The organism is Marinomonas dokdonensis (assembly GCF_052747885.1).
Window position 1 is genome coordinate 100,705 of the sequence record NZ_JBRAND010000005.1, and the last position, 20,738, is coordinate 121,442.

Consider the following 20,738-nt stretch of genomic DNA (forward strand, 5'->3'; position numbering starts at 1 on the left):
TTAAATATTATTTTTAATAGTCACACTCTACTTGAAACTCAATTTCGGTATACTCTTGAATCAACCTAACACCTAAAAGATAACAACATGATGAAAATTCTCTTTGCTGCTTCAGAAATTTATCCTCTGATTAAAACAGGTGGGTTAGCCGATGTAGCCGGCGCACTTCCCTTAGCATTAAGGAAAAAAGGCTGTGATGTTAGGCTGATCATGCCTGCTTATAACGGCATACTAGATAAAGTAGCCCCTATTCATAACACTATCAACCTAGGAAACCCTTTTGGGGTAGGTGATTTACTGTTACTGGAAAGCCACCTACCTGAAAATGACACCCCTATTTGGCTAGTACAATGCCAAGCCTTGTTTGAACGGGATGGTGGCCCATACGTCGATAATCATGGGTTAGATTACGCAGACAATCACCTTAGGTTCGCCGCATTTTCGTGGGCAGTGGCTCATATCATTTCTAACAGTACCGTCATTAATTGGCAAGCGGATATTGCGCATTTAAATGATTGGCAAACCGGCCTAGCCGCGGCCTATTTACACAGCTGGGGAAACCAAGATAGCGCAGTCGTCACTACGGTTCACAACTTACGTTACAACGGTAGCTTTGCTCAAGAAAAGTTCTATGATCTGCAATTGCCTCACCATATGTTTAACATGCATGGTCTGGAATTTTACGGACAGTTTTCTGCGTTAAAAGCAGGACTTGTCTACGCTGACGCCATTACTACGGTTAGCCCAACTTACGCCAGTGAAATTTTAACCCCTCACTATGGGGACGGTTTAGACGGCGTTTTAACCGCTATGCAAGGTAAGTTAACCGGCATTCTTAATGGTGTAGATTATGACCAATGGTCGCCTGAAAAAGACGCTTTACTTGCCATTAATTACGACAAAAACAGCTTACATCTTAAGCAAGATAACAAACGCTTACTATTAGAAGAATGTGGATTAGACACCCATCTCGACCAGCCCGTGCTAGGTATAGTCAGTCGTTTAACGGAACAAAAAGGTTTGGACCTAGTACTCGAAGTCATGCCGAATATGTTAGAGCAAGGCTGTAAGCTGGTACTGCTTGGTTCAGGAGACAAACAACTCGAAGCAGGCTTCCTTGAGCTACAAAAACGTTACCCTCAGCAAGTCTCTGTGCGCATCGGCTACATGGAGGACTACTCTCACCGCTTACAGGCGGGTGTCGATGCGCTTCTTATTCCATCGCGCTTTGAACCTTGTGGTCTGACTCAACTCTACGCCCTTAAATACGGCACCCTGCCTGTGGTTCGTCGAACCGGTGGGTTGGCAGACACTGTGTTTGAAGGCGGTGATAAAGCTAATGGTTTCGTCTTTGAAGAAGCGTCTGCTCATGCTTTGTATGAAGCCTTACAGCGCACGGTTGAAGCCTTCCGTGATACTGAAAAATGGCAGCAGCTACAAACCAACGCTATGTCATACGACTATAGTTGGCAAGCGGTTACAGACCAATGGCTTGGCCTATACCAATCACTTCTCAATAACCGCTAAAACTTAGACTAGAACGGCCACAGGCAAGACGTACTTTCCTGTGGCTGAGTTCCTACAATGAAAGCCAGCTCTACCTTGTTATCACAACGGGGGGCTGCAATCTCAAACTTATCCTTAAGAATACTATAGCGAAATGCGCCATCCGGTAGGCTGCTTGGCAGCGAACGTTGCGGCAAAGCTTTGGCAAAATCCATCCAGACTTTTTGCGCGCCACTGCTACCGGTGATGCTCAAGGGCACATTATCGTCATCCCCTAGCCAGATAACAGACGAGTAATCTCCGGTAATGCCTACAAACCAGCTGTCTTTTTGACCATTGGTTGTCCCGGTTTTAGCCCCATAAGTTAAATTAGGAAACTCTCTTTTCGACGCTCTCGCCGTACCTATCTCAGGCACTTTTGTCATGCCATCTAGGGTCACCGCAAGGGCGGCATCCGTGAAAGGGACGTTACCCTTATGGGTGAAGCGTTTAATGAGCCTGTCCTGTTGATCAGTGACCGCCAGCACCACACCTAACTCACTGCTTCGTCCTTGGGAAGCAATCGGCTGATATAAACGCGCGACTTCAAATGGGGACAACTCTAATGCCCCCAAAGTCGTAGAAGGTCGCATGGTAAAGGGTCGCTTAACCCCCAAATCACGTAAGGTTTGCCCAATTCTGTCGAAGCCTAATTGTGTGGCCAGATTTAGAGTCGCTAAGTTATATGACTTAGCCATGGCTTCATACAGATGAACTTCCCCATGCAACTTGCGATCATAGTTTTCTGGTTGCCAGACTTCACCACCTACATTAAATCGCAGGCGTTTATCTTCAATTTTCGACCACCATGTATATTTACCCGAGGCGATCGCCGAAAGGTATAAAGGAGGTTTCACCAAAGAACCTATCGGTCGTACAGCGCCTAAGGCACGGTTAAAGCCCGTATAGTGATCCCCACTAGAGCCAACCACAGCACGAACCTGACCATTGCCCCGATCCGTAATGACCATTGCCGCCTGCAAGCCTTGTAACTTTTTATCGCGTTTTTCTAACGCTTTTACTTGTCGACGTACAGCAATGCTGGCCGCTTGCTGTGCGCGAATGTCGAGTCCCGTATAAATGCGCAAGTTCTCGGTGGCGAGCGTATCTTCATCAAAATCCCGAGACAGCTGTAAAGACACCAAATCTAGATAGTCGCCATACACCGAACGAGATTTTTGCTTTTCCGATAAACGAATCGGTCGTTTTATTAACAGTTGATAATCCTTATCCGTCAGCCTACCCTGCGCTTTCAAGACAGCCAACACCGTATTACGACGTGACATAGCCCGCTCGGGAGAGCGCTGCGGGTTATACAAAGAAGGACCTTTCACCATCCCCACCAGCAAGGACAATTCATCAATGTTCAACTCGTTAAGCGGACGGGCAAAGAAATGCTGACTGGCCGCAGCGAAGCCGTGTAAACCACTGTTACCTACTTGAGCTAAGTACACCTCGTTCATGTAAGCGGTAATAATGTCTTGTTTAGAATAGTGATACTCAAGCAACAAACTCATAATCACTTCGGTGAGCTTTCTGGTATAAGTTCGCTCGGAACTTAAATACATGTTCTTCACCAGCTGCTGAGTCAAGGTTGAGCCTCCCTGACGACGAGAGCCATGGGTAAAATTCACCCAAACAGCACGAGCAATACCACTTAAAGAGATCCCCCAGTGCTGATAAAAATCTTGGTCTTCCACCGCGATAAGAATATCGATCAGACTAACAGGGATTTGTTCGAAAGTAAGAATCTGGCGCCGCTCAGTATTACCCCCATATAAAAAGCCGATTCGCTGGGGTTCAATTTGCGCTTGATCAACCGCTTCACCACTAAGGGTATGGATGGCGAGTTTACCATTTGGAAACGAGAATATTCGTCGAGCACTTTCATGGTAACCTAGGTGATCTACATAAGACCGTAAGTAAGCACTCACCTTTGTATTACTGCGTGCAGCCCAACCCACTTTTTGGCTATTCCGGCCAAACCGGTAGCCATTGTCTTTTAACAAGGTTTCTAAATCCGTTTTGTTCCAAGGTGAACCACTTTGCAAAGTGATCGGAGCACTGTAAACCTCGGAAGGCACCTGCCACTTTTGGCCTTCAAAACGTGCCACGACTTGGCCATTTAACCACCAAACCCAAAGGGCAAATGGGATACTGGCAAGAAGGCCTAAGATGATCCCCCATTTAAAAACAAACCGTATAGAACGACTCAAAAAAGAGGGGCGACGCTTTCGCGATACAGATCGTTTACGGCCAGGTGAGGATTTTCGAGTGGATTTGGCAGGGCTTTTTTTAGTCATGGGCGCAGTATAAGGAGCTTAAAGTTTAGGATCAATGTCATCTAAGAAACTAACTCAGTTACTGCATATTGACTCAACCGCTCAGCCGTTTTAGAGTCATCTTTTACATATATTACAATTTACTTACTTTTTTCTATTTTTATAATTGTGGGATACCGCTAAGATGTGGTCACAATTAGGTAACAAATACTAAAGCTTGTTAACATTAAAACAAAAACATTCACCAGAAGAAGTGTAGCGATCACGTGTTTAATAAACATCTAATACCCAACGTAGAGAACTTACCGGAAGGTCAGGCCTTAAGTGTTAATATTGAGCAACACCATTTTCTTATTACAAAATACGATGGCCAGATCCTTGCTTATAAAAACTTATGCCCTCACCAAAATAAACCTTTGTCGCAACCTACAGACTGCGCATTCGATGGTGACGGCGACTACCTAAAATGTAAGCACCATGGCGCTTTGTTTTCCCCGAAAGATGGCACCTGTATCACGGGCCCATGCCAAGGAAGTCAGCTCGCCAAAGCCACCGTTGGTATGCACCAAGGTGACTGCTACCTACTATTGGCTTAATAATTTTTGGAGCAAATATGCCTCACAGGCGCGATAAATTGAAAAACACAGCTTTCTCAATTTATCGCTGGCGCGTTGTTCTAATCTGCTTAACGCTCAGCCTCTCAACTCAGGTGTTCTCACAGCCATTGCGATTGGCGGTTGCCTCGAACTTCATTGCTCCGATGACCATTATCGCCCAGCGATTTGAACAAGTTTCAGGTCATGAAATCACCCTAGCCTACGCCTCGTCGGCAAAGCTGTATGCACAAATTCAGCATGGCGCACCCTATGATGCTTTCTTATCCGCTGACACAGAAAACCCCCAAAAACTGATTGCCGCTGGGCTGGCGAAAGCGAATAGTTTTAGTATCTATGCCCAAGGTCAATTAGCCTTATGGTCCGCCACACCTTTAGAAACACAAAACTTTGATCCGCTTTTCACCAAAGCCAGGCGCATCGCGATTGCCAACCCCAAGCTTGCCCCTTACGGGATGGCCGCACAGCAAAGTCTTGAATCTCTTAAATTGTGGGACTCGGTAAAAAGCAAACTAGTCCAAGGGGAAAATATTGGCCAAGCTTTCCAGTTTGCCTATTCTCACAATGCGGATTTAGGCCTAGTTGCCCTATCGCAAGTGCTCGCCTATCAAGATCAAATTAGTCTGTCTGACAAAGAGACTGAAAAACAATTTTTGCTTATTCCGGCGAATCTGCATAAACCTATTAATCAGGCCGTGGTCTCTCTTGTAAAAAGCCCTCACCAAGAAGCAATAGAAGAATTTTTGGTCTTTCTAAATAGCCCAGATATTCAAAGGCTGATCACACGATTTGGCTATCTATCTGCCTCTCCTTCATAAGGCACTCTATTCATGACATTGAGCGCAGACGACCTATCCGCTATTTGGTTAACCCTCAAGTTAGCAAGCCTTGTGACCTGCTTATTACTGGTTATCACTACTCCTCTTGCATGGTGGCTAAGCCGTACACAATCTGTGTTAAAAGGCCCCATTAACGCCATTGTCGCCATGCCATTGGTGCTTCCTCCCACTGTTTTAGGGTTTTACTTACTCATCTTTCTTAGCCCTAACAGTGCTGTTGGAAAGCTCCTTGACCAGCTTGGTATCGCCCCGCTTCCCTTTAGCTTCACGGGGTTAGTCATTGCATCCATGGTGTATTCACTGCCCTTTGTAGTGCAGCCATTACAAAATGCTTTTTCGGCTATTGGTCGTCGTCCGTTAGAAGTCGCCGCCACCTTACGAGCTTCTCCTTGGCAAACCTTTATCTATGTTGTACTGCCTTTAGCCAAACCCGGTTATCTAAGCGCTGCCATTTTGGGCTTTGCCCATACACTCGGCGAATTTGGTGTGGTGTTAATGATAGGGGGCAATATATCTTCACAAACCAGCGTGATCTCAGTGAAGATCTACGAACATGTAGAAGCATTGGAATATCAACAAGCCCATTCTCTATCCCTGCTCATGGTGGGCTTTGCCTTTCTAATTTTGACGCTTTTGTACAGCCAAAAGAAACGCCAACACAATTTATTTGGCGGGCATAAAAAGGCCAAAACACATTCGCCATTTGGAGAACAATAATGCCTGTGGCTGAAACTCAATCTAGTTTATATCTCGCCTTAAAAAGCTTCCCCAGTGCTGACGGACAATTTTCTCTTGATGTGAAAACCAAGATTGCAACTCAAGGGGTCACCGCTATATTTGGGCCGTCAGGGTCAGGAAAAACCAGTTTACTACGGGCGATTGCCGGTCTCGACAGTCACTTAGTAGGGGATATTGTTTTTGAAGACCAGGTCTGGCAAAGCCAAACCCATAGGTTAGCCACCCACCGTCGCCCTATAGGTTATGTTTTTCAAGAAAGTAGCTTGTTTGATCATTTGAATGGGGAACAAAATCTTCGTTTTGCACTCAATAGAGCGGACACTAGCCAGCCCCAAATCCAATACTCAGATGTGGTGGCGCTCATGCAAATTGGCCCTCTACTCAAACGCTACCCACATCAACTTTCAGGGGGGGAAAGACAGCGTATCGCCATTGCCAGAGCCTTATTAATTCAACCCAAATTACTACTAATGGATGAACCTTTATCTGCATTAGACGAGGCTTTAAAACAAGAAATATTGCCTTACCTAGAAACCCTTTGCCATCAAACTCAGCTGCCCATTGTCTATGTTAGCCATGCGCTGGATGAGGTTATTCGCCTAGCGGATAACATGCTAGTACTGAATAATGGCCGTATCACAGAGCATGGTCCTACTCAGCAATTGCTGGGTAAACTGGGCACGACTTTTTGTCACTATCAAGATGCCAGTGTTGTCATACAGGGGAGGCTATCAGCCGAAAAGTCCGAGTGGGGGTTATCTGAACTGCATTTCGATGGCCAAAGTTTACGGGTAAAAACCCCGCAACGTAAAATCGGCGAGGATGTAAAAGTAAGGGTTCAAGCCAAAGATGTTAGCTTATCTTTAAGTGCTCACGATGACACCAGCATCCTCAATCGATTACAAGTTAAGGTAGATCAAATAGCCCAAGAACCAAATGATACCAGCATGGTCACCGTACGCTTACTGGCTGGTAACACCCCCATTTTGGCAAGAATCACCGCACTATCTGTCCATCATTTACAGCTCAAAACAGGCATGATCGTCTATGCACAAATTAAGTCTGTGGCGGTCATCGTCTAAATTTCCGCCGCTAATTGCGTCAAAAAGTCTCGCATAACTTGCTCTCTGCGCTTACCTTCCGTTCGAGCAGAAGCGGTATTCAACTGATCTGAAATATGAAATAGCTTTTTATAAAAATGATCGATGGAATAGTGCTGATCATCTAACGGTCGCGTTTCACAAAAAGGGTCTTCTGGTGCATATAATGGCCGGTTTAGCGCGCCACTTACCTGCATACAACGAGCAATTCCAATGGCACCTAAAGCATCCAAGCGGTCGGCGTCTTGGACAATTTTTGCCGCCAAGCTATTGGCAGGTTGATTGGCACTAAAACTGTGGACATGTATCGCATGATGAATGTCGGCAAAGTATTCCCTCGGGTAATCCACAGAAACCAAAAACTCTATGGCTTTATCCGCTGCCCTAAGAGAGGCTAAATGCCTTTCAGGATGGTTCTTTGGGTAAGACACACAGTCGTGTAACCACGCCGCAGGCACCACAATGGCCAGCTCTGCTTTTTCCTCAAGAGCGAGTTTCTTCGCAGTTTTAACAACTCGTGTTAAGTGAGCCATATCATGGGCGACATCACCCTCTTGGTTATTGTCTAAAAATGGCTGAAATAACATCTCATAGTTCGCTAACTGGCTTTCTGTCACAAACGAATCCTTCTAATCATTTTCCCCAAGAGCCCTACCAGCATCCCCTCTTAATCAAAAATATTACTAACCATTAGTAAACCAGAAAATTAATTTCAGTAAACTGATTTACCCCAATATTATAAATGGGTACACTGGCGCAAATTTTCTTAGATGGAATTGATTCTCATGTCGATACTTGTTGCTGTCACTCTTTTGTGGGCATTTTCTTTCAGTTTAATCGGCGTCTATCTTGCGGGGCAAGTAGATGCATGGTTCTCCGTACTCATACGCGTGTCCTTGGCGACGCTGGTGTTTCTGCCTTTTCTAAACCCTCGTCAAATTGAACGCAAAGTTATTTTACAACTCATGGCCTGTGGCGCTTTTCAGCTCGGCATTATGTACGGTTTTTACTACCAGTCCTTCCTTTACTTGTCGGTGCCGGAAGTGCTCTTGTTTACCGTCATGACACCAATTTATATTACCCTGCTCAACGACCTTATTGACCGTCGACTCAATGTGGGCTTTGTTATCAGTGCGCTACTCGCCGTTCTAGGAGCTGTGGCGATTCGCTACCAAGGCATTGACGAAGGCTTCCTTAAAGGCTTACTAATCGTGCAAGGGGCTAACCTGTGCTTCGCTGCTGGGCAAGTAGGCTATAAACGCATCATAGCCAAAGAGCGTCCAGACTTACCACAACGCACAGTCTTTGGCTGGTTCTTCATTGGTGCCTTGATTGTGGTAGTGCCTTGCTTCCTTTTAATGGGTAACACAGACAAACTACCCACGACCAATCTGCAATGGTCCATTCTGGTGTATCTAGGTGTGGTAGCCTCTGGAGTGGGGTATTTCGCTTGGAACAAGGGGGCGACCTTAGTTAACGTGGGCACCTTAGCCATTGCTAACAATCTACTGATCCCTGCGGGCATCTTGGTGAATGTACTGTTTTGGAACCGTGACGCCGACATTTTACGTTTGTCCATCGGTGCAGCCATCATTCTATTAGCGCTGGTTGTGAACGATAAATTCAACCAAAGAATCCAAGCTCGCCAAAAGAAAATGAGCCACGCCTAAACCAATTGGCCACTCACTAAGTTTCATTATTGAGTGGCCAACACCTTCTACCCTTGAAAGACTACTTCAGTGTCCAAGCTAAGAACGCATCTTGCTGGGCAACATTGGCTTTTTGTGACCAAAAGTTCAGCATCTCTGCGGCAACATCACTCACTTCAACCTTGCGCTCTGAGTTAGAACGCCACGATTGAACTTCTTCACGTGTGACTAAGCTGGCTTTGTTGTACCAAAACTTCAGCATTTCTAATGCAATATCCTCTAACCGACCATCCAGCACTGGCGCAACGGGTGAGGGAGATGCAGCGGATTTCTCAGTAAGCAAAGCGACTTCGGCGAGATAATCTCGGGTATTTTGAAATCCTGAGCGGGTTTTTAGCTGTATTTTTTGAAAGTTAACGCTTTGCTCTGAATCCCTATCGATTAAGTCAAACTGGGGGCGTTCAGCGTATTCTTGGGCTTGTTTTTGAGAGGAAACATAAGGAGCCTGCAACAAAATGTTGGTGTCTTGCACAAAGCTGACATCTAACACAAAAGGTTCCGAACGATACAGCTGGGTATCACCACCTTGGCGTAGCAATTTATTAAAGCGTACCACTAATTGGTGCTGACCTGCCGCAACCTCGACTTTAAAATCATTACCAAATTTATTCGCTGCTTGTTGGTCCACATACATGATTTCAAAGGCACGGGGCACTTCAAATGTCGCGGCTAAGAGAGGGCTTGCAGCGAGTGAAACCAAACCACCGAATAATGCCAACTTAATCGGGTGTAACATACTGTTCCTTTTAATAAGCCACTAGAAAGTGGCAAATTTATCATAATAAACAGTACTTTTTGGCCTTTTCGGCTAGCAAGAAGTGGCAAAAGCCATTAATCCATAGTGGCTGCACAATTCAACTGAGTCAGGCTTAATCTCGGTCCGCTTTGCGCACATCAGAGTCCATCACTACTTTGTTACGGCCTCTTTCTTTGGCTATGTACATACATAGATCAGCACGCTTCAATAGCTCAACCAAACTGTCCCCTGCTTTTTTCTGAGCAATACCAGCACTAACCGTAATATGAAACGGCTTGCCTTTAGGGCCATGAAATTCGTGCTCAGCAATGGCGAGTCGAACCTTTTCAGCGATATCAAAGCTTTCTTCTTCTGTCGCTTTTAGCAGGGCCACCAGCTCTTCACCACCATAGCGAAAAACATTTTTATGGGGTAACAAGGCACTTTTAATAATCATACTGGCTTCCGAGAGCACAGAGTCCCCGTATTTATGGCCGAGCTCATCATTGATCGACTTAAATTTGTCCAAATCAAAAAACACGATTGAAAAAGGTGTCTTAGCCGCCTTATCAAACATCCTTGGAGCGACATCATTTAAATGCCCACGGGAATATAAAAGGGTTAATGAGTCATGAGTGGCTTTGTGACGAAACTCTTTTAAATACCCCTTAGATAAACGCAGCGATACAAAAATACTCAACACAAATAAAACAAAAATTATTACGAACCCTAATGAGAACTGCTCCATAATATCTTGATTTAAATCATCCACATAAAGCCCAGAAACAAACACTAGCTGCCAAGGTTTGAACAATTCCACATAACCTATTTTAGCCACTGGCTGGCGGCCGCCAGGTTTAGGCCATTCATAATGAACAAAGCCACCTCCTTGATCGGCAGTATTGAGCATGTCACGAATAAAGAATCGCCCTTCACTGTCTTGCACATCAATTAAAGATTTTGTGGACATATTGGCTAAATTCGGATGTGCTAGCATTTTGCCTTGTCGATCTAATACCCAAAAATAGCCATTTTCTTGAAATGTCATTGCGCCAATGTATTTGAATAACTCTTGCTCAGCTTCGGCTGATGAAGCTCCATCCGCTAAGGATTTCTGAAAAATTTTATTGGCAAGTCCCAATGCTGACTCAACTTGTGAATGAATTAAGTCTTTGCGTTCTTTGACCACAGCAGAATGGATGTGCCAGACGATCACGGACAACAAAATCACCATGTTGATAACACTCACCAGTGATAGCGTAATAATATGATTTTGGTATCTTGGCTGGCGCATAAAATGAATAAAGACTTTCCGTCAAGTTCATGTCATTTAAAAAAATATATGGTGGCAACATATAAGGCTTAGAGTCCTTATAATTATTGTAATTATTTGTAAATCAACGAAAGTGAGCTCTCATATTGAGGCTATTATAAGGACATATATTGTATGGCAATAGCAATTTTGAGTCTTTGCCTATTTTTGATACTTTTGTAATTCTTTATAAGCCAATAAAATTCAACTAAATTGACCCCAAGTGGAGACAGATTTATGTTTCGATCCCTCAAAGCCCAAGTATACATGCTTGCGTTTGTTCCCTTCATTCTGGTCGGCTTGGTCAGTATCATTACCCAAATCCAAACCCTTAATACGGTCAACAAAGATATGTCTAAGATATCGGAAGAGACCATTATTAATGTCGAGAAAAAACGCCTTGTAACCGTCATCGACTCTTCTCTAAGTATTATTCAACCTTATATTGATAAGCCTGGTAACACGGGGATGAAAGAGGCCCTTGATCTGCTTTTCAATTATCGTTATGACAACAATGTGGGCTACTTATTTGCCTACGATGGTGATGGCAATCGGTTAATGAGTGGTTCTGGGGTTGGGGTTGGTGGTAACTACATTAACTCTAAAGATAAACACGGTAACTTGATCGTACAAAATATTTTAACCGCCGCTCAATCGGGGGAAGGGTTCACCACCTACTACTTCCCTAAGGCGGGTGAAAAAGAACCTTCGGCGAAATACAGCTATGCCGTTTGGATTGAAAAATGGGGCATCGCCATTGCCACAGGCTTTTTCATCGACGGTGTTGATACCGCCTTAGTCAATATTAATGCCTCCCTAAAAGAGTCGGAGCAAAAAAGCCTCACCACCAAACTCATCATTATCGCGCTACTTTCTGCCTTAGTCGCTATTATTGTTTTCTTGGCCATCCGATCCATTCTATCTGCCTTACATGCCCTAAGGGATGCTGTTGAAGACCTCGCGGATGGAGAAGGTGATTTAACCGCAACCCTACCAGGCAGCTCTTTAGATGTATTGGATGACACTTCTAAGCATTTCAATCGTTTTCTCGCTTCCATGTCTAAAGACATACAATCGCTGAAAGATGCGGGGGATCAACTGAATGATATTGCTGTCGTTTCTAGAGAACAGCATCAACGTTTAGCGAATGACTCCGACAGCCAGATCCAAGAAACCACCAGCACAGCCGCCGCCATCGAAGAGATGTCATCTACTGCGCTAGAAATTGCTAATAACGCAGAACTTACTCGTACATCTGCTGAAAACACAGATAAAGAAGTTCAAGAAATGCTTTCTCAGATTCAAATATCTGGTAAAGAACTGGACGCTCTGACTCAAGTTTTAAACAGTGTTGAAGGCTCGGTACAAGAGCTTGGTGGTAATGTGGACGACATCAATTCTGTATTGAGTGTTATCCAAGACATTTCCGAACAGACAAACTTGCTTGCCCTTAACGCTGCCATAGAAGCCGCTCGTGCAGGCGAACTTGGTCGTGGTTTTGCTGTGGTCGCAGATGAAGTAAGAACCCTTGCCCAACGCAGTCAACAAAGCACGGAGGAAATCAAAAATATCCTTGATAAACTCCAAGCCAGTGCTGAGAAAACCATTCAAGATATGGCCAACACAACAGAAAAACGAACTTCGGTTGTACAAGCCATGGAAACCATTACGGGTATTATTCATTCCAGCTCTAAATCCATGAAAGAGTTAACAGCAATGAATGTCGATGTCTCCAACGCTGCATCCCAGCAATCCGATGTGGTGAATGACATGTCTAAAAACATTGCGGACATTGCGCTACTTGCAGAAACCATTGGGAAAAGTTCTCAGCAAACCAGCGATCAATTCGCACGACTTGAAAAACAGTCAGAAAACATTCAAGCGGTTACCCGTAAATTTAAAACCTAATCATCCCCTACCAACCCTTAATAAAAAAAGGCCGACAACATAGCGGTGTTGTCGACCTTAAAAAGGGAAATGTCGTTACCCTTCGCCCCTAGATCGCGGCGAACTGATTCATGGTGTTATCTTTACCGGAGGCTTTCAGTGCGTGAGCGCCTGAGAAGTACTCCTTGTGGTCATCACCAATATTTGAGCCAGACATGTCTTGGTGCTTCACACAAGCCAAACCTTGGCGAATTTCCTTACGTTGAACTTCTAACACGTAACCCAGCATACCTTGCTCACCAAAGTAATCTTTCGCTAGGTTATCCGTCGACAAAGCCGCCGTATGGTAAGTTGGCAGAGTGATCAAGTGGTGGAAAATGCCTGCTTGCGCCGCCGCATCTTTTTGGAAGTTACGGATGCGATCATCCGCTTCTTCGGCCAACTCAGTGCCATCATAAGCTTGCGCCATTAGCTGTTCACGCTGATAAGCAGAGACATCTTTTCCAGCTTCCAACCAAGCATCAAATACCTGCTGACGGAAATTTAGCGTCCAGTTAAAAGATGGGCTGTTGTTGTAGACCAACTTGGCATTTGGCACTACGGCTCGAACACGATTCACCAAGTCTGCAATTTGCCCGATGTGCGGTTTTTCTGTTTCTATCCATAAAAGATCAGCACCATTTTGCAGGGAGGTAATACAATCGAGCACCACGCGATCTGCGCCAGTATTGGCCTTAAAGCGAACGAGACCGTTGGCAAGACGAGTCGGTTTAATTAAACGATCTCCTTGCATAATCGCCATATCGCCGGACTTAAGCTCAGTTAGACTCTGCACCTCTTGCCCATCAAGGTAGGCATTGTATTGCTCGGCAAGATCCCCAGGCGTTTGGGACACTGGAATCTTCTGAGTAAGACCCGCTCCCAAAGAATCCGTTCGAGCCACGATCACCCCATCTTCCACTCCAAGTTCCATGAAGGCATAACGCACCGCATTGATCTTGGCCAAAAAGTCTTCATGAGGCACGGTCACTTTACCGTCCTGATGACCACACTGCTTGGCATCCGATACCTGATTCTCAATCTGGATACAGCAAGCCCCCGCTTCAATCATTTTCTTCGCCAACAAGTAGGTCGCTTCTTCGTTACCAAAACCTGCATCGATGTCTGCGATAATTGGCACCACGTGGGTTTCAAAGTTATCTATCTGCTCTTGGATGGCTTGCGCTTTCACTTCATCCCCCGCTTCACGAGCTTCATCCATGGCTTTAAACAAATGCTGTAGCTCACGGGCATCGGCTTGTTTTAAAAAGGTGTATAACTCTTCAATCAGCGCAGGCACTGAGGTTTTCTCGTGCATGGATTGATCCGGTAGAGGCCCGAACTCAGAACGCATGGCCGCTACCATCCAACCTGACAAGTAGAGGTAACGACTGCGTGTGGTGCCAAAGTGTTTCTTAATAGAAATCATTTTTTGCTGGCCCACAAAGCCATGCCAGCAACCTAAAGATTGGGTGTATTGGCTGGCATCGGCATCGTATTTAGCCATGTCTTCACGCATAATTTTGGCCGTGTACTTGGCAATGTCTAACCCAGTATTAAAACGATTCTGCAATTGCATTCGCACAATGTATTCAGGGTTGATCGCCGCCCAAGTAGGACCTTGTTGCGCTAGGCTAGCGTTGGCTTGTTGCATTTTATTGTTATAAGTATTCATCGCGTTTTCCTCTGTTTTTCATTATGCGGCTCAGAGCCCAATGGGAAGTAAGCCTTTTATTGTGGTTAAACTGTTAACACTCTTAGAACTGTTGAGCTTGCTTCACAATCACTCGGTGAGCATGTAATAAAGGTTCCGTGTAGCCATTTGGCTGGCCCACCCCTTTAAAGATCAAATCATGGGCGGCCTTAAATGCCTGACTTTTTTGCCCCGCCTGCAGCAGTGGGCGGTAACCCTTTAAATAGCGGTTCTGCTCATCCACCACTTTTGCCATGCGCTCTAGGGTGGACTCCACCAAAGCGGCAGAACAAATGCTGTGATGCAGCCAGTTGGCAATGTGCTGACTCGAGATTCTCAAGGTGGCACGATCTTCCATCAGCCCAACATGGTTAATATCAGGTACTTTCGAACAGCCCACGCCCTCTTCTACCCAGCGCACCACATAGCCCAATAATCCCTGAACGTTATTGTCGATTTCTTTTTGTATTACCCTTTCTGACAGCGTCAGGTTTTCTGGAATAAGCGGTAGCGTTAATAAGTTATCCAACTTAGCTTTAGGGCGTTGCTTAATGCGTTCTTGTTCGGCAAATACATCCACTTGGTGATAATGCAGAGCGTGCAAAGTAGCCGCCGTTGGGGACGGTACCCAAGCGGTATTCGCCCCAGCTTTTGGGTGAGCTTTTTTGGCCTTCATCATAGCGGCCATTTCGTCTGGCATGGCCCACATGCCCTTACCAATTTGCGCTTTGCCCTGTAAACCACACTGTAAGCCAATATCCACATTACGATTTTCGTAAGCCTGTATCCAAGGTTGATTCTTGATTTGATCTTTCGGCAAAAAGGCTCCTGCCTGCATTCCCGTATGAATCTCATCACCCGTTCGGTCCAAGAAGCCTGTGTTAATAAACACCACTCTATCTTTGGCGGCGCGGATACATTCTTTTAAATTCAACGTTGTGCGACGCTCTTCATCCATGATGCCGATTTTCAGAGTATTCGACGCCAACCCCAGCATTTGTTCCACACGTGAAAACAGCTGACAGCTAAACGCTACTTCTTCTGGGCCATGCATTTTGGGTTTTACGATATAAATGCTCCCCGTACGGCTATTGCGAATACCGGTATCTTTCTTCAAATCCAGAGCAGCGATCAGTGCGGTAATGGCCGCATCAATGATGCCTTCCGGGGCAAAACGCCCTTGGGCATCCTGCATTAAATCCGACTCCATTAGGTGACCGACATTACGAACCAAGAGTAGCGAGCGGCCATGTAGGCGATACTCCTGCCCGTCAAGATCCGTAAATAGACGATCTTTGTTTAGACGACGAGTATGGGTTTTACCGTCTTTTTCAAAGCTTGTTTGCAGGTCTCCCTGCATGAGCCCTAGCCAATTTCGGTAGACTTCTACCTTGTCTTCAGCATCTACTGCGGCAATGGAGTCTTCGCAATCCATAATGGTGCTTAGGGCAGATTCAAGCAGAATGTCATTCACATTGGCTTTATCTTGGGCACCATTCTTGCCGTTCGGATCCAGCTGAATCTCTACATGCAAACCATTGTTTTTCAACAAAATAGATTCAGGAGCACTGCGCTGACCATTCACTGCCACCAACTGACAAGGCTGCTGCAAACCCGCTTTCGAGCCATCCGCAAAGAAAGCCAACAAATGGTGGTAATACACCACATAACTGGTCACATCCTGATGGGAGCCACTATCAAGTGGAAAGGTCTCATCCAAGAAAGCTTTAGCCTGCTGAATTACCATTTGCTCACGCGCTGCTTGATCAGCTGCGTCCGCGCCTTCGGCTAATTTAGGCGCCACCGCATCCGTGCCATATAAAGCATCGTACAAACTCCCCCAACGGGCATTCGCTGCATTCAAGGCGAAGCGAGCATTCTTTAAAGGCACCACCAATTGAGGTCCGGCCAGGGTGGCAATTTCTTCATCCACATGCTCAGTGGTGATGGCAAAATCTTCACCTTCTGATATTAGGTAACCGATTTCACGCAAAAATTCTTGGTAACTGGGTTGGTCGATAGGTTGCTCAGGATGACATAAATGCCATTCATCAATCTGCGCTTGCAGGGATTGGCGAGTCACCAAAAGCTGGCGATTAATCGGCGCCAAATCCGCCACTAGCTGCTGCAAATCCTGCCAAAACTTATCGGCATTTAAGTCATGTAAAGGCAATACTTCTTCATTGATGAAGTGGTAGAACCCTTGGTCTATTAGGTTATTTTTATGTAAGGGCATGTTCATCGCATAGATCCTTTTCAAACATTGATACGGTCAAAGCAAATTTAAAAGCACTCTGTGTTGCTTGATTTTTAGTCTATGACAAACTAGATTGAAATTTCACAATAAGAATTACACAGTGTAAATTTTACAAAAATGAAAAATAAAAATAGCTTAATTCGCAAAGCCCATTTCCTTGGCACCAAGATACGCAACCTGCGTAAACGCAACCATTTGACCATGGAAGACCTGTCCGCTCGCTGCATTAAAGTCGACCCAGAATGCGCCCCTTCGGTGTCATATTTATCCATGATAGAGAGGGGGAAACGTGTCCCCAGTGAAGATGTATTAGAAGTGATTGCCAGTGTCTTTCAAAAAGATCTAGACTGGTTTTTAGACGATATTCCTGAAGCAGAAGCCATTAAACCATCGAAAGGTTCTGGTGGGGGGATAAATGGCATGGCATTAGAACCCAACTTTCTGTTTTCTAACGATATATTGCAGATCGCCATCCCTGAAATGCTGTCTCAAACTGGCACCAGTGGCCGTCAATTTGCCCACCTTTTAATTCGCGCTCACCAAGAGCATCATCAAAACCATTTCCCAGATTTAGAAAGAGCTGCCGAGGATGTTGGGCAAAAGCGTTTGCCTCTAAGTTTGGAAGAAATCATTGCCTTAACCCAACGCCATGGCTTAACCATCAAGTGGTTTCGTAAAACCCCACAAAGTATTCGTGACAGCATGGGCATTGATGATTCACAGGTGGTGACCTCCTTTTTTGAACCGCCAAACAGCCTTTACATCAACCAGATAATGAAGTCTCAGCCTGTACGATTAAAGTACAATTTAGCGGTCCATATCGGACACTGTGTACTGCATGACAAGGACACTATGCGCAACGTTTTGGTAACAGGACGTGATGAAATATCGCCCTTACAAGAGCAAAATTTGCAACCTCAAAGTACAGGCATGGACGCTCAAGATGTGCTGCGAGCTTGGCGAGATTTTGAATGCAGTTTCTTTGCTGGTGCCCTGCTTTGTCCAAAAGTGCCATTTCGACAAATGCTTGATCGTAACGGCTATGAAATCAACACGGCGCAACTGGCGGGTGTTTCAGCCTCAGTGGCCATGCGCCGCATGACCGCGGTATCCCCTTACCCTCACTGGCATTATTTCGATGCTTACGCTCCGGGTAAACTCAAGGCGGTGTACCGTGGCAATGGCATTCCATTACCTTGGGGAAATATGCGGATGGTAGAAGACCCTTGCCAGCATTGGGCTGTATTTCGCATGATCAATGCACCGTTAACCGGCACGTCGTCACAAATTTCCATTTTGAATGTTGGAGACGAGCCAAGAATTTACGCATGTGAATCCATCAAGGTGGCGGATTTAGCCGACAACAGCCATGTTTTGTGTTCTGGAATTGATCTTAACCCTGCCATTGAAGCACAAGGCAAAAGCGCACAAGAGATTGCTCAGCAATTAAAACAGGCCTGTGTCGGGAACGGTGGCTCCGCCCCCATCCCTAAAGCCATCAAGAAAGACCTTATGAGTGTTGCCAAGATTCTCAACATTAATTGGGTAGAAAGAGGCATAGAAAACGACGCTAGAACCATATGCTCTCGTGGAGCGGTTTGCCCACGTACACCGAGCTGTTATCGCCCTTGCAATTCTTAATTTAAGGAAAGGAGCAAGCGAGTGGTCGTTACCAAATATTGATCATAGTACTGCCACTCGCCTAGTTCTAAAGGCTCACTAATTTTAGTGGGTATGCTGATGTCCGCCACGATTACCATGCCCATGTGGGCCAGCGCAGGCGGTCACCCCAACCAAAATGCTCGCCACAAGAATAACACCAAAAACTCGCTTCACTTGTTTCATAATAAACCTCCTATAAAGGCTATATCATAAAAAATACCCTAGCCTAGGGCAAAGAAGCTTACCTAGTTTTACACTTGCTTGTGTGGTTATTCACGGAAGGTGAAGAGCAGAATATCTTTCATTTTACGCTCCACATCCACCTGGGCTTGCTCAAAGTCTGCTTTGCTTAATTGTGGCAAAAATGGCTGTACCGTACGCAGCTTTTTAATGGCTTGTGGGTCCGCCGTCATCACTATGGCAGCATAATTAAAGGCGTCATAATAGGCAAAGGCTTGCTCTTCAAGAGCTTGTAAATAGGACTCTAGTGTCTCTTCGCCAAAGACTTGTTTGATGGCGGTTACCGCACCATACACGGCCACACCTTCGCTGAGCACATTACTTTTCGGGGTATCAAAGCCCACAGGATACAAACCCCGAACCATTTCTTGAATAACATCCGCCAGCAACATGACATCATTGGTAAAACTGCGCGCCGGGATCTGTAAGCGGTAATGGTAAGGCTGTTCTTTACTGGTAAACACCACCTCTGGCTTGGCGATATCTTGATTGATCTCAAAACCACCAAACTCTGCTTGCTCTGCTGGCTCACCGAACAAAAAAGTCACCGCAGGTAACCAAGCTTCGCGCAGCTTTTCAAGTTTTGCTATCTGTATTGCTTGCAGATCAGACACAGGCATATCCTTCTAAAATCAGTTACAAAGCTATCAGGCTGGGCAACAAGTTTGCACAGGCCTATAAACGGCGCAAACCTTAGCATATTTGAGGATATTGAGCAGTAGTCGTGCCATCCCTAATACTAAAAAACCCACCTTCATTGACCTAAATCTGAGTCATTGAAGGTGGGTTTAAGTGACCAAAAGCTTAACTTTGTAAAAACTAGGCTAACGCCTTTTCAACGAATTTCGCCGCGGCCAGCAGGGCTTCATCACTGCCATTAGTCCCGGTTAGCATGACGCCAATATGATGTTCTTGGTGCTCAAAAGGTAATGAAACACTGCAAGCATCTAACACATTGGCAAGGGTGGTATTACGTAGGCACAACAGATTAATTCGGTCGTAATCCTCATCCTTAGTTAAATCCGCGAGCTTAGGAGGCAATATTGCCACAGTAGGCAAGAGCAGCTGAACACCTGATTCTTCTTGCTGATAACGCTCAATTAACCCTTGGCGTTGCAGGCAAGTCTGCGCAAAGGCTTGCTCATCTAGTGTATCTGCCCGTCGTAGTCTTGAAGCTACTCTTGGGTCTAACTGAGCTAAATCCACAGCAAATGTTCGCTGATAAAACTCACGCGCTTCAAAAGCCGAGAATTGCCATACGGGCAAGGCCTTATAGGCTTCCAAGAAATTGACAGGACGCTCCTCAATTACAACGCCCGGCGTTTGACGCAGCTTTTCAATGGCAGCACGGAATCCCTCTGCAACCGCTGCATCTAGGTTGTCCAAACCAAAGTTGGTGGGCACTACAAAATGCGCTTGATGAGCGGCCGCGACCTTTTGCTCTGTGCCGGATAAAACCTGCCAAGCAGCTTCACAGTCTGCCACACTTTTCGCAATGGGGCCGATACTGTCGAGTGTGGTCGAAAGAGGAAGCGCCCCTTTAGACGAAACGCTTTGCTGAGATGGTTTAAAGCCTGTCACACCACAAAATGCCGCCGGGATTCGCAACGAGCCACCGGTATCACTACCAAGAGCAATATCTGCCATGCCAAGCGCCACAGACACAGCACCACCACTGGTAGAACCACCTGCAATACAACCTGGGTATAACGGGCTTTGGGGCGTACCATAATGAGGATTCATGCCTAAACCAGAATAAGCCAACTCCGTCATGTTGGTATGACCCAGTAAGTAAGCGCCCGCTTCGCGTAACCGTCTTACTGCTTCTGCATCTTCTTTCGCTGGTTCATTATCCTTTAGAAACACCGAACCTGCTCGGGTCACATAGCCCTGCACATCAAACAGGTCTTTTATGGTTACAATGGCCTTGCTCAATACACCATCAGAACAAGCACTCAAATCTTGCCCAGTAAAGCGCTGGGTTAAAATGACACCATCATTTTTGTCCAGCAAGTCTTGGCTCTGGGCGAGCTGTTGTTCAAAATCTCTTTCCTGCCAAGCTAACTCAGGGTGGCGTGACATACT

At 45.6% G+C, this 20,738-nt stretch carries 16 protein-coding genes; 8 read left to right on the forward strand and 8 right to left on the reverse strand.

Translation table 11 applies throughout. The features are described 5' to 3' along the window. Positions 1-87 precede the first annotated feature (87 nt). Positions 88-1,527 carry a glycogen synthase GlgA gene (gene glgA, locus ACUM5Y_RS13320; protein ID WP_445977370.1) on the forward strand — a complete coding sequence of 480 codons (1,440 nt, stop codon included), beginning with the start codon at positions 88-90 and terminating at the stop codon, positions 1,525-1,527. A gap of 8 nt (positions 1,528-1,535) precedes the next feature. Here glgA and ACUM5Y_RS13325 read toward each other — a convergent pair whose 3' ends face one another. Continuing rightward, positions 1,536-3,848, reverse strand: coding sequence for a transglycosylase domain-containing protein (locus ACUM5Y_RS13325; protein WP_445977371.1), 2,313 nt, complete (start codon positions 3,846-3,848; stop codon positions 1,536-1,538). 245 nt (positions 3,849-4,093) lie between these two features. Here ACUM5Y_RS13325 and ACUM5Y_RS13330 point away from each other — a divergent pair, with 245 nt between their 5' ends. The 4 genes from ACUM5Y_RS13330 to modC are packed head-to-tail and all read left to right on the forward strand — an operon-like array spanning position 4,094 to position 7,100. Then, the gene (locus ACUM5Y_RS13330) at positions 4,094-4,423 is read left to right on the forward strand and encodes a Rieske (2Fe-2S) protein (RefSeq protein WP_445977372.1); all 330 of its coding nucleotides are present in this window, start codon (positions 4,094-4,096) and stop codon (positions 4,421-4,423) included. Positions 4,424-4,440: 17 nt separating this feature from the next. Beyond that, on the forward strand, positions 4,441-5,259 hold the full coding sequence (gene modA, locus ACUM5Y_RS13335) for a molybdate ABC transporter substrate-binding protein (RefSeq protein ID WP_445977373.1): 819 nt from the start codon (positions 4,441-4,443) through the stop codon (positions 5,257-5,259). Positions 5,260-5,271: 12 nt separating this feature from the next. Further along, positions 5,272-5,997 (forward strand): molybdate ABC transporter permease subunit, encoded by a 726-nt coding sequence (gene modB, locus ACUM5Y_RS13340; protein WP_445977374.1) that lies wholly within the window; start codon positions 5,272-5,274, stop codon positions 5,995-5,997. Then, a complete protein-coding gene (gene modC / locus ACUM5Y_RS13345) occupies positions 5,997-7,100 on the forward strand; it encodes a molybdenum ABC transporter ATP-binding protein (protein WP_445977375.1) in 1,104 nt (367 codons plus the stop codon). Before modB ends, modC begins: the two co-directional genes overlap by 1 nt. Here modC and ACUM5Y_RS13350 read toward each other — a convergent pair. Next, positions 7,097-7,735 (reverse strand): HD domain-containing protein, encoded by a 639-nt coding sequence (locus ACUM5Y_RS13350; RefSeq protein WP_445977376.1) that lies wholly within the window; start codon positions 7,733-7,735, stop codon positions 7,097-7,099. The genes modC and ACUM5Y_RS13350 overlap by 4 nt on opposite strands. 168 nt (positions 7,736-7,903) lie before the next feature. Between ACUM5Y_RS13350 and ACUM5Y_RS13355 the strand changes: the two genes are divergently transcribed. Continuing rightward, a complete protein-coding gene (locus ACUM5Y_RS13355) occupies positions 7,904-8,788 on the forward strand; it encodes a carboxylate/amino acid/amine transporter (protein WP_445977377.1) in 885 nt (294 codons plus the stop codon). A gap of 61 nt (positions 8,789-8,849) precedes the next feature. Here ACUM5Y_RS13355 and ACUM5Y_RS13360 read toward each other — a convergent pair whose 3' ends face one another. Together ACUM5Y_RS13360 and ACUM5Y_RS13365 are read right to left on the reverse strand one after the other, a co-directional pair. Continuing rightward, positions 8,850-9,563 (reverse strand): YccT family protein, encoded by a 714-nt coding sequence (locus tag ACUM5Y_RS13360; RefSeq protein ID WP_445977378.1) that lies wholly within the window; start codon positions 9,561-9,563, stop codon positions 8,850-8,852. Between the two features lie 133 nt (positions 9,564-9,696). Beyond that, entirely contained in the window at positions 9,697-10,857 is a 1,161-nt protein-coding gene (locus ACUM5Y_RS13365) for a diguanylate cyclase (protein WP_445977379.1), read from the reverse strand. Between the two features lie 255 nt (positions 10,858-11,112). Here ACUM5Y_RS13365 and ACUM5Y_RS13370 point away from each other — a divergent pair, with 255 nt between their 5' ends. Next, entirely contained in the window at positions 11,113-12,783 is a 1,671-nt protein-coding gene (locus ACUM5Y_RS13370) for a methyl-accepting chemotaxis protein (protein WP_445977380.1), read from the forward strand. 88 nt (positions 12,784-12,871) lie between these two features. On the opposite strand, the gene ACUM5Y_RS13375 is transcribed toward ACUM5Y_RS13370, so the two are convergent. Beyond that, positions 12,872-14,476: an isocitrate lyase gene (locus ACUM5Y_RS13375; protein WP_445977381.1), complete on the reverse strand. Its 1,605-nt coding sequence runs from the start codon at positions 14,474-14,476 to the stop codon at positions 12,872-12,874. 82 nt (positions 14,477-14,558) lie between these two features. Beyond that, positions 14,559-16,736, reverse strand: a complete 2,178-nt coding sequence (locus ACUM5Y_RS13380) for a malate synthase G (RefSeq protein ID WP_445977382.1) — start codon at positions 16,734-16,736, stop codon at positions 14,559-14,561. Positions 16,737-16,868: 132 nt separating this feature from the next. Between ACUM5Y_RS13380 and ACUM5Y_RS13385 the strand changes: the two genes are divergently transcribed. Continuing rightward, on the forward strand, positions 16,869-18,392 hold the full coding sequence (locus ACUM5Y_RS13385) for a DUF3612 domain-containing protein (RefSeq protein ID WP_445977383.1): 1,524 nt from the start codon (positions 16,869-16,871) through the stop codon (positions 18,390-18,392). Positions 18,393-18,682: 290 nt separating this feature from the next. On the opposite strand, the gene ACUM5Y_RS13390 is transcribed toward ACUM5Y_RS13385, so the two are convergent. Then, positions 18,683-19,267 (reverse strand): hypothetical protein, encoded by a 585-nt coding sequence (locus tag ACUM5Y_RS13390; protein WP_445977384.1) that lies wholly within the window; start codon positions 19,265-19,267, stop codon positions 18,683-18,685. Positions 19,268-19,472: 205 nt separating this feature from the next. Next, complete coding sequence (locus ACUM5Y_RS13395) at positions 19,473-20,735, reverse strand: amidase family protein (protein WP_445977385.1); 1,263 nt, start codon at positions 20,733-20,735, stop codon at positions 19,473-19,475. Positions 20,736-20,738 lie beyond the last annotated feature (3 nt).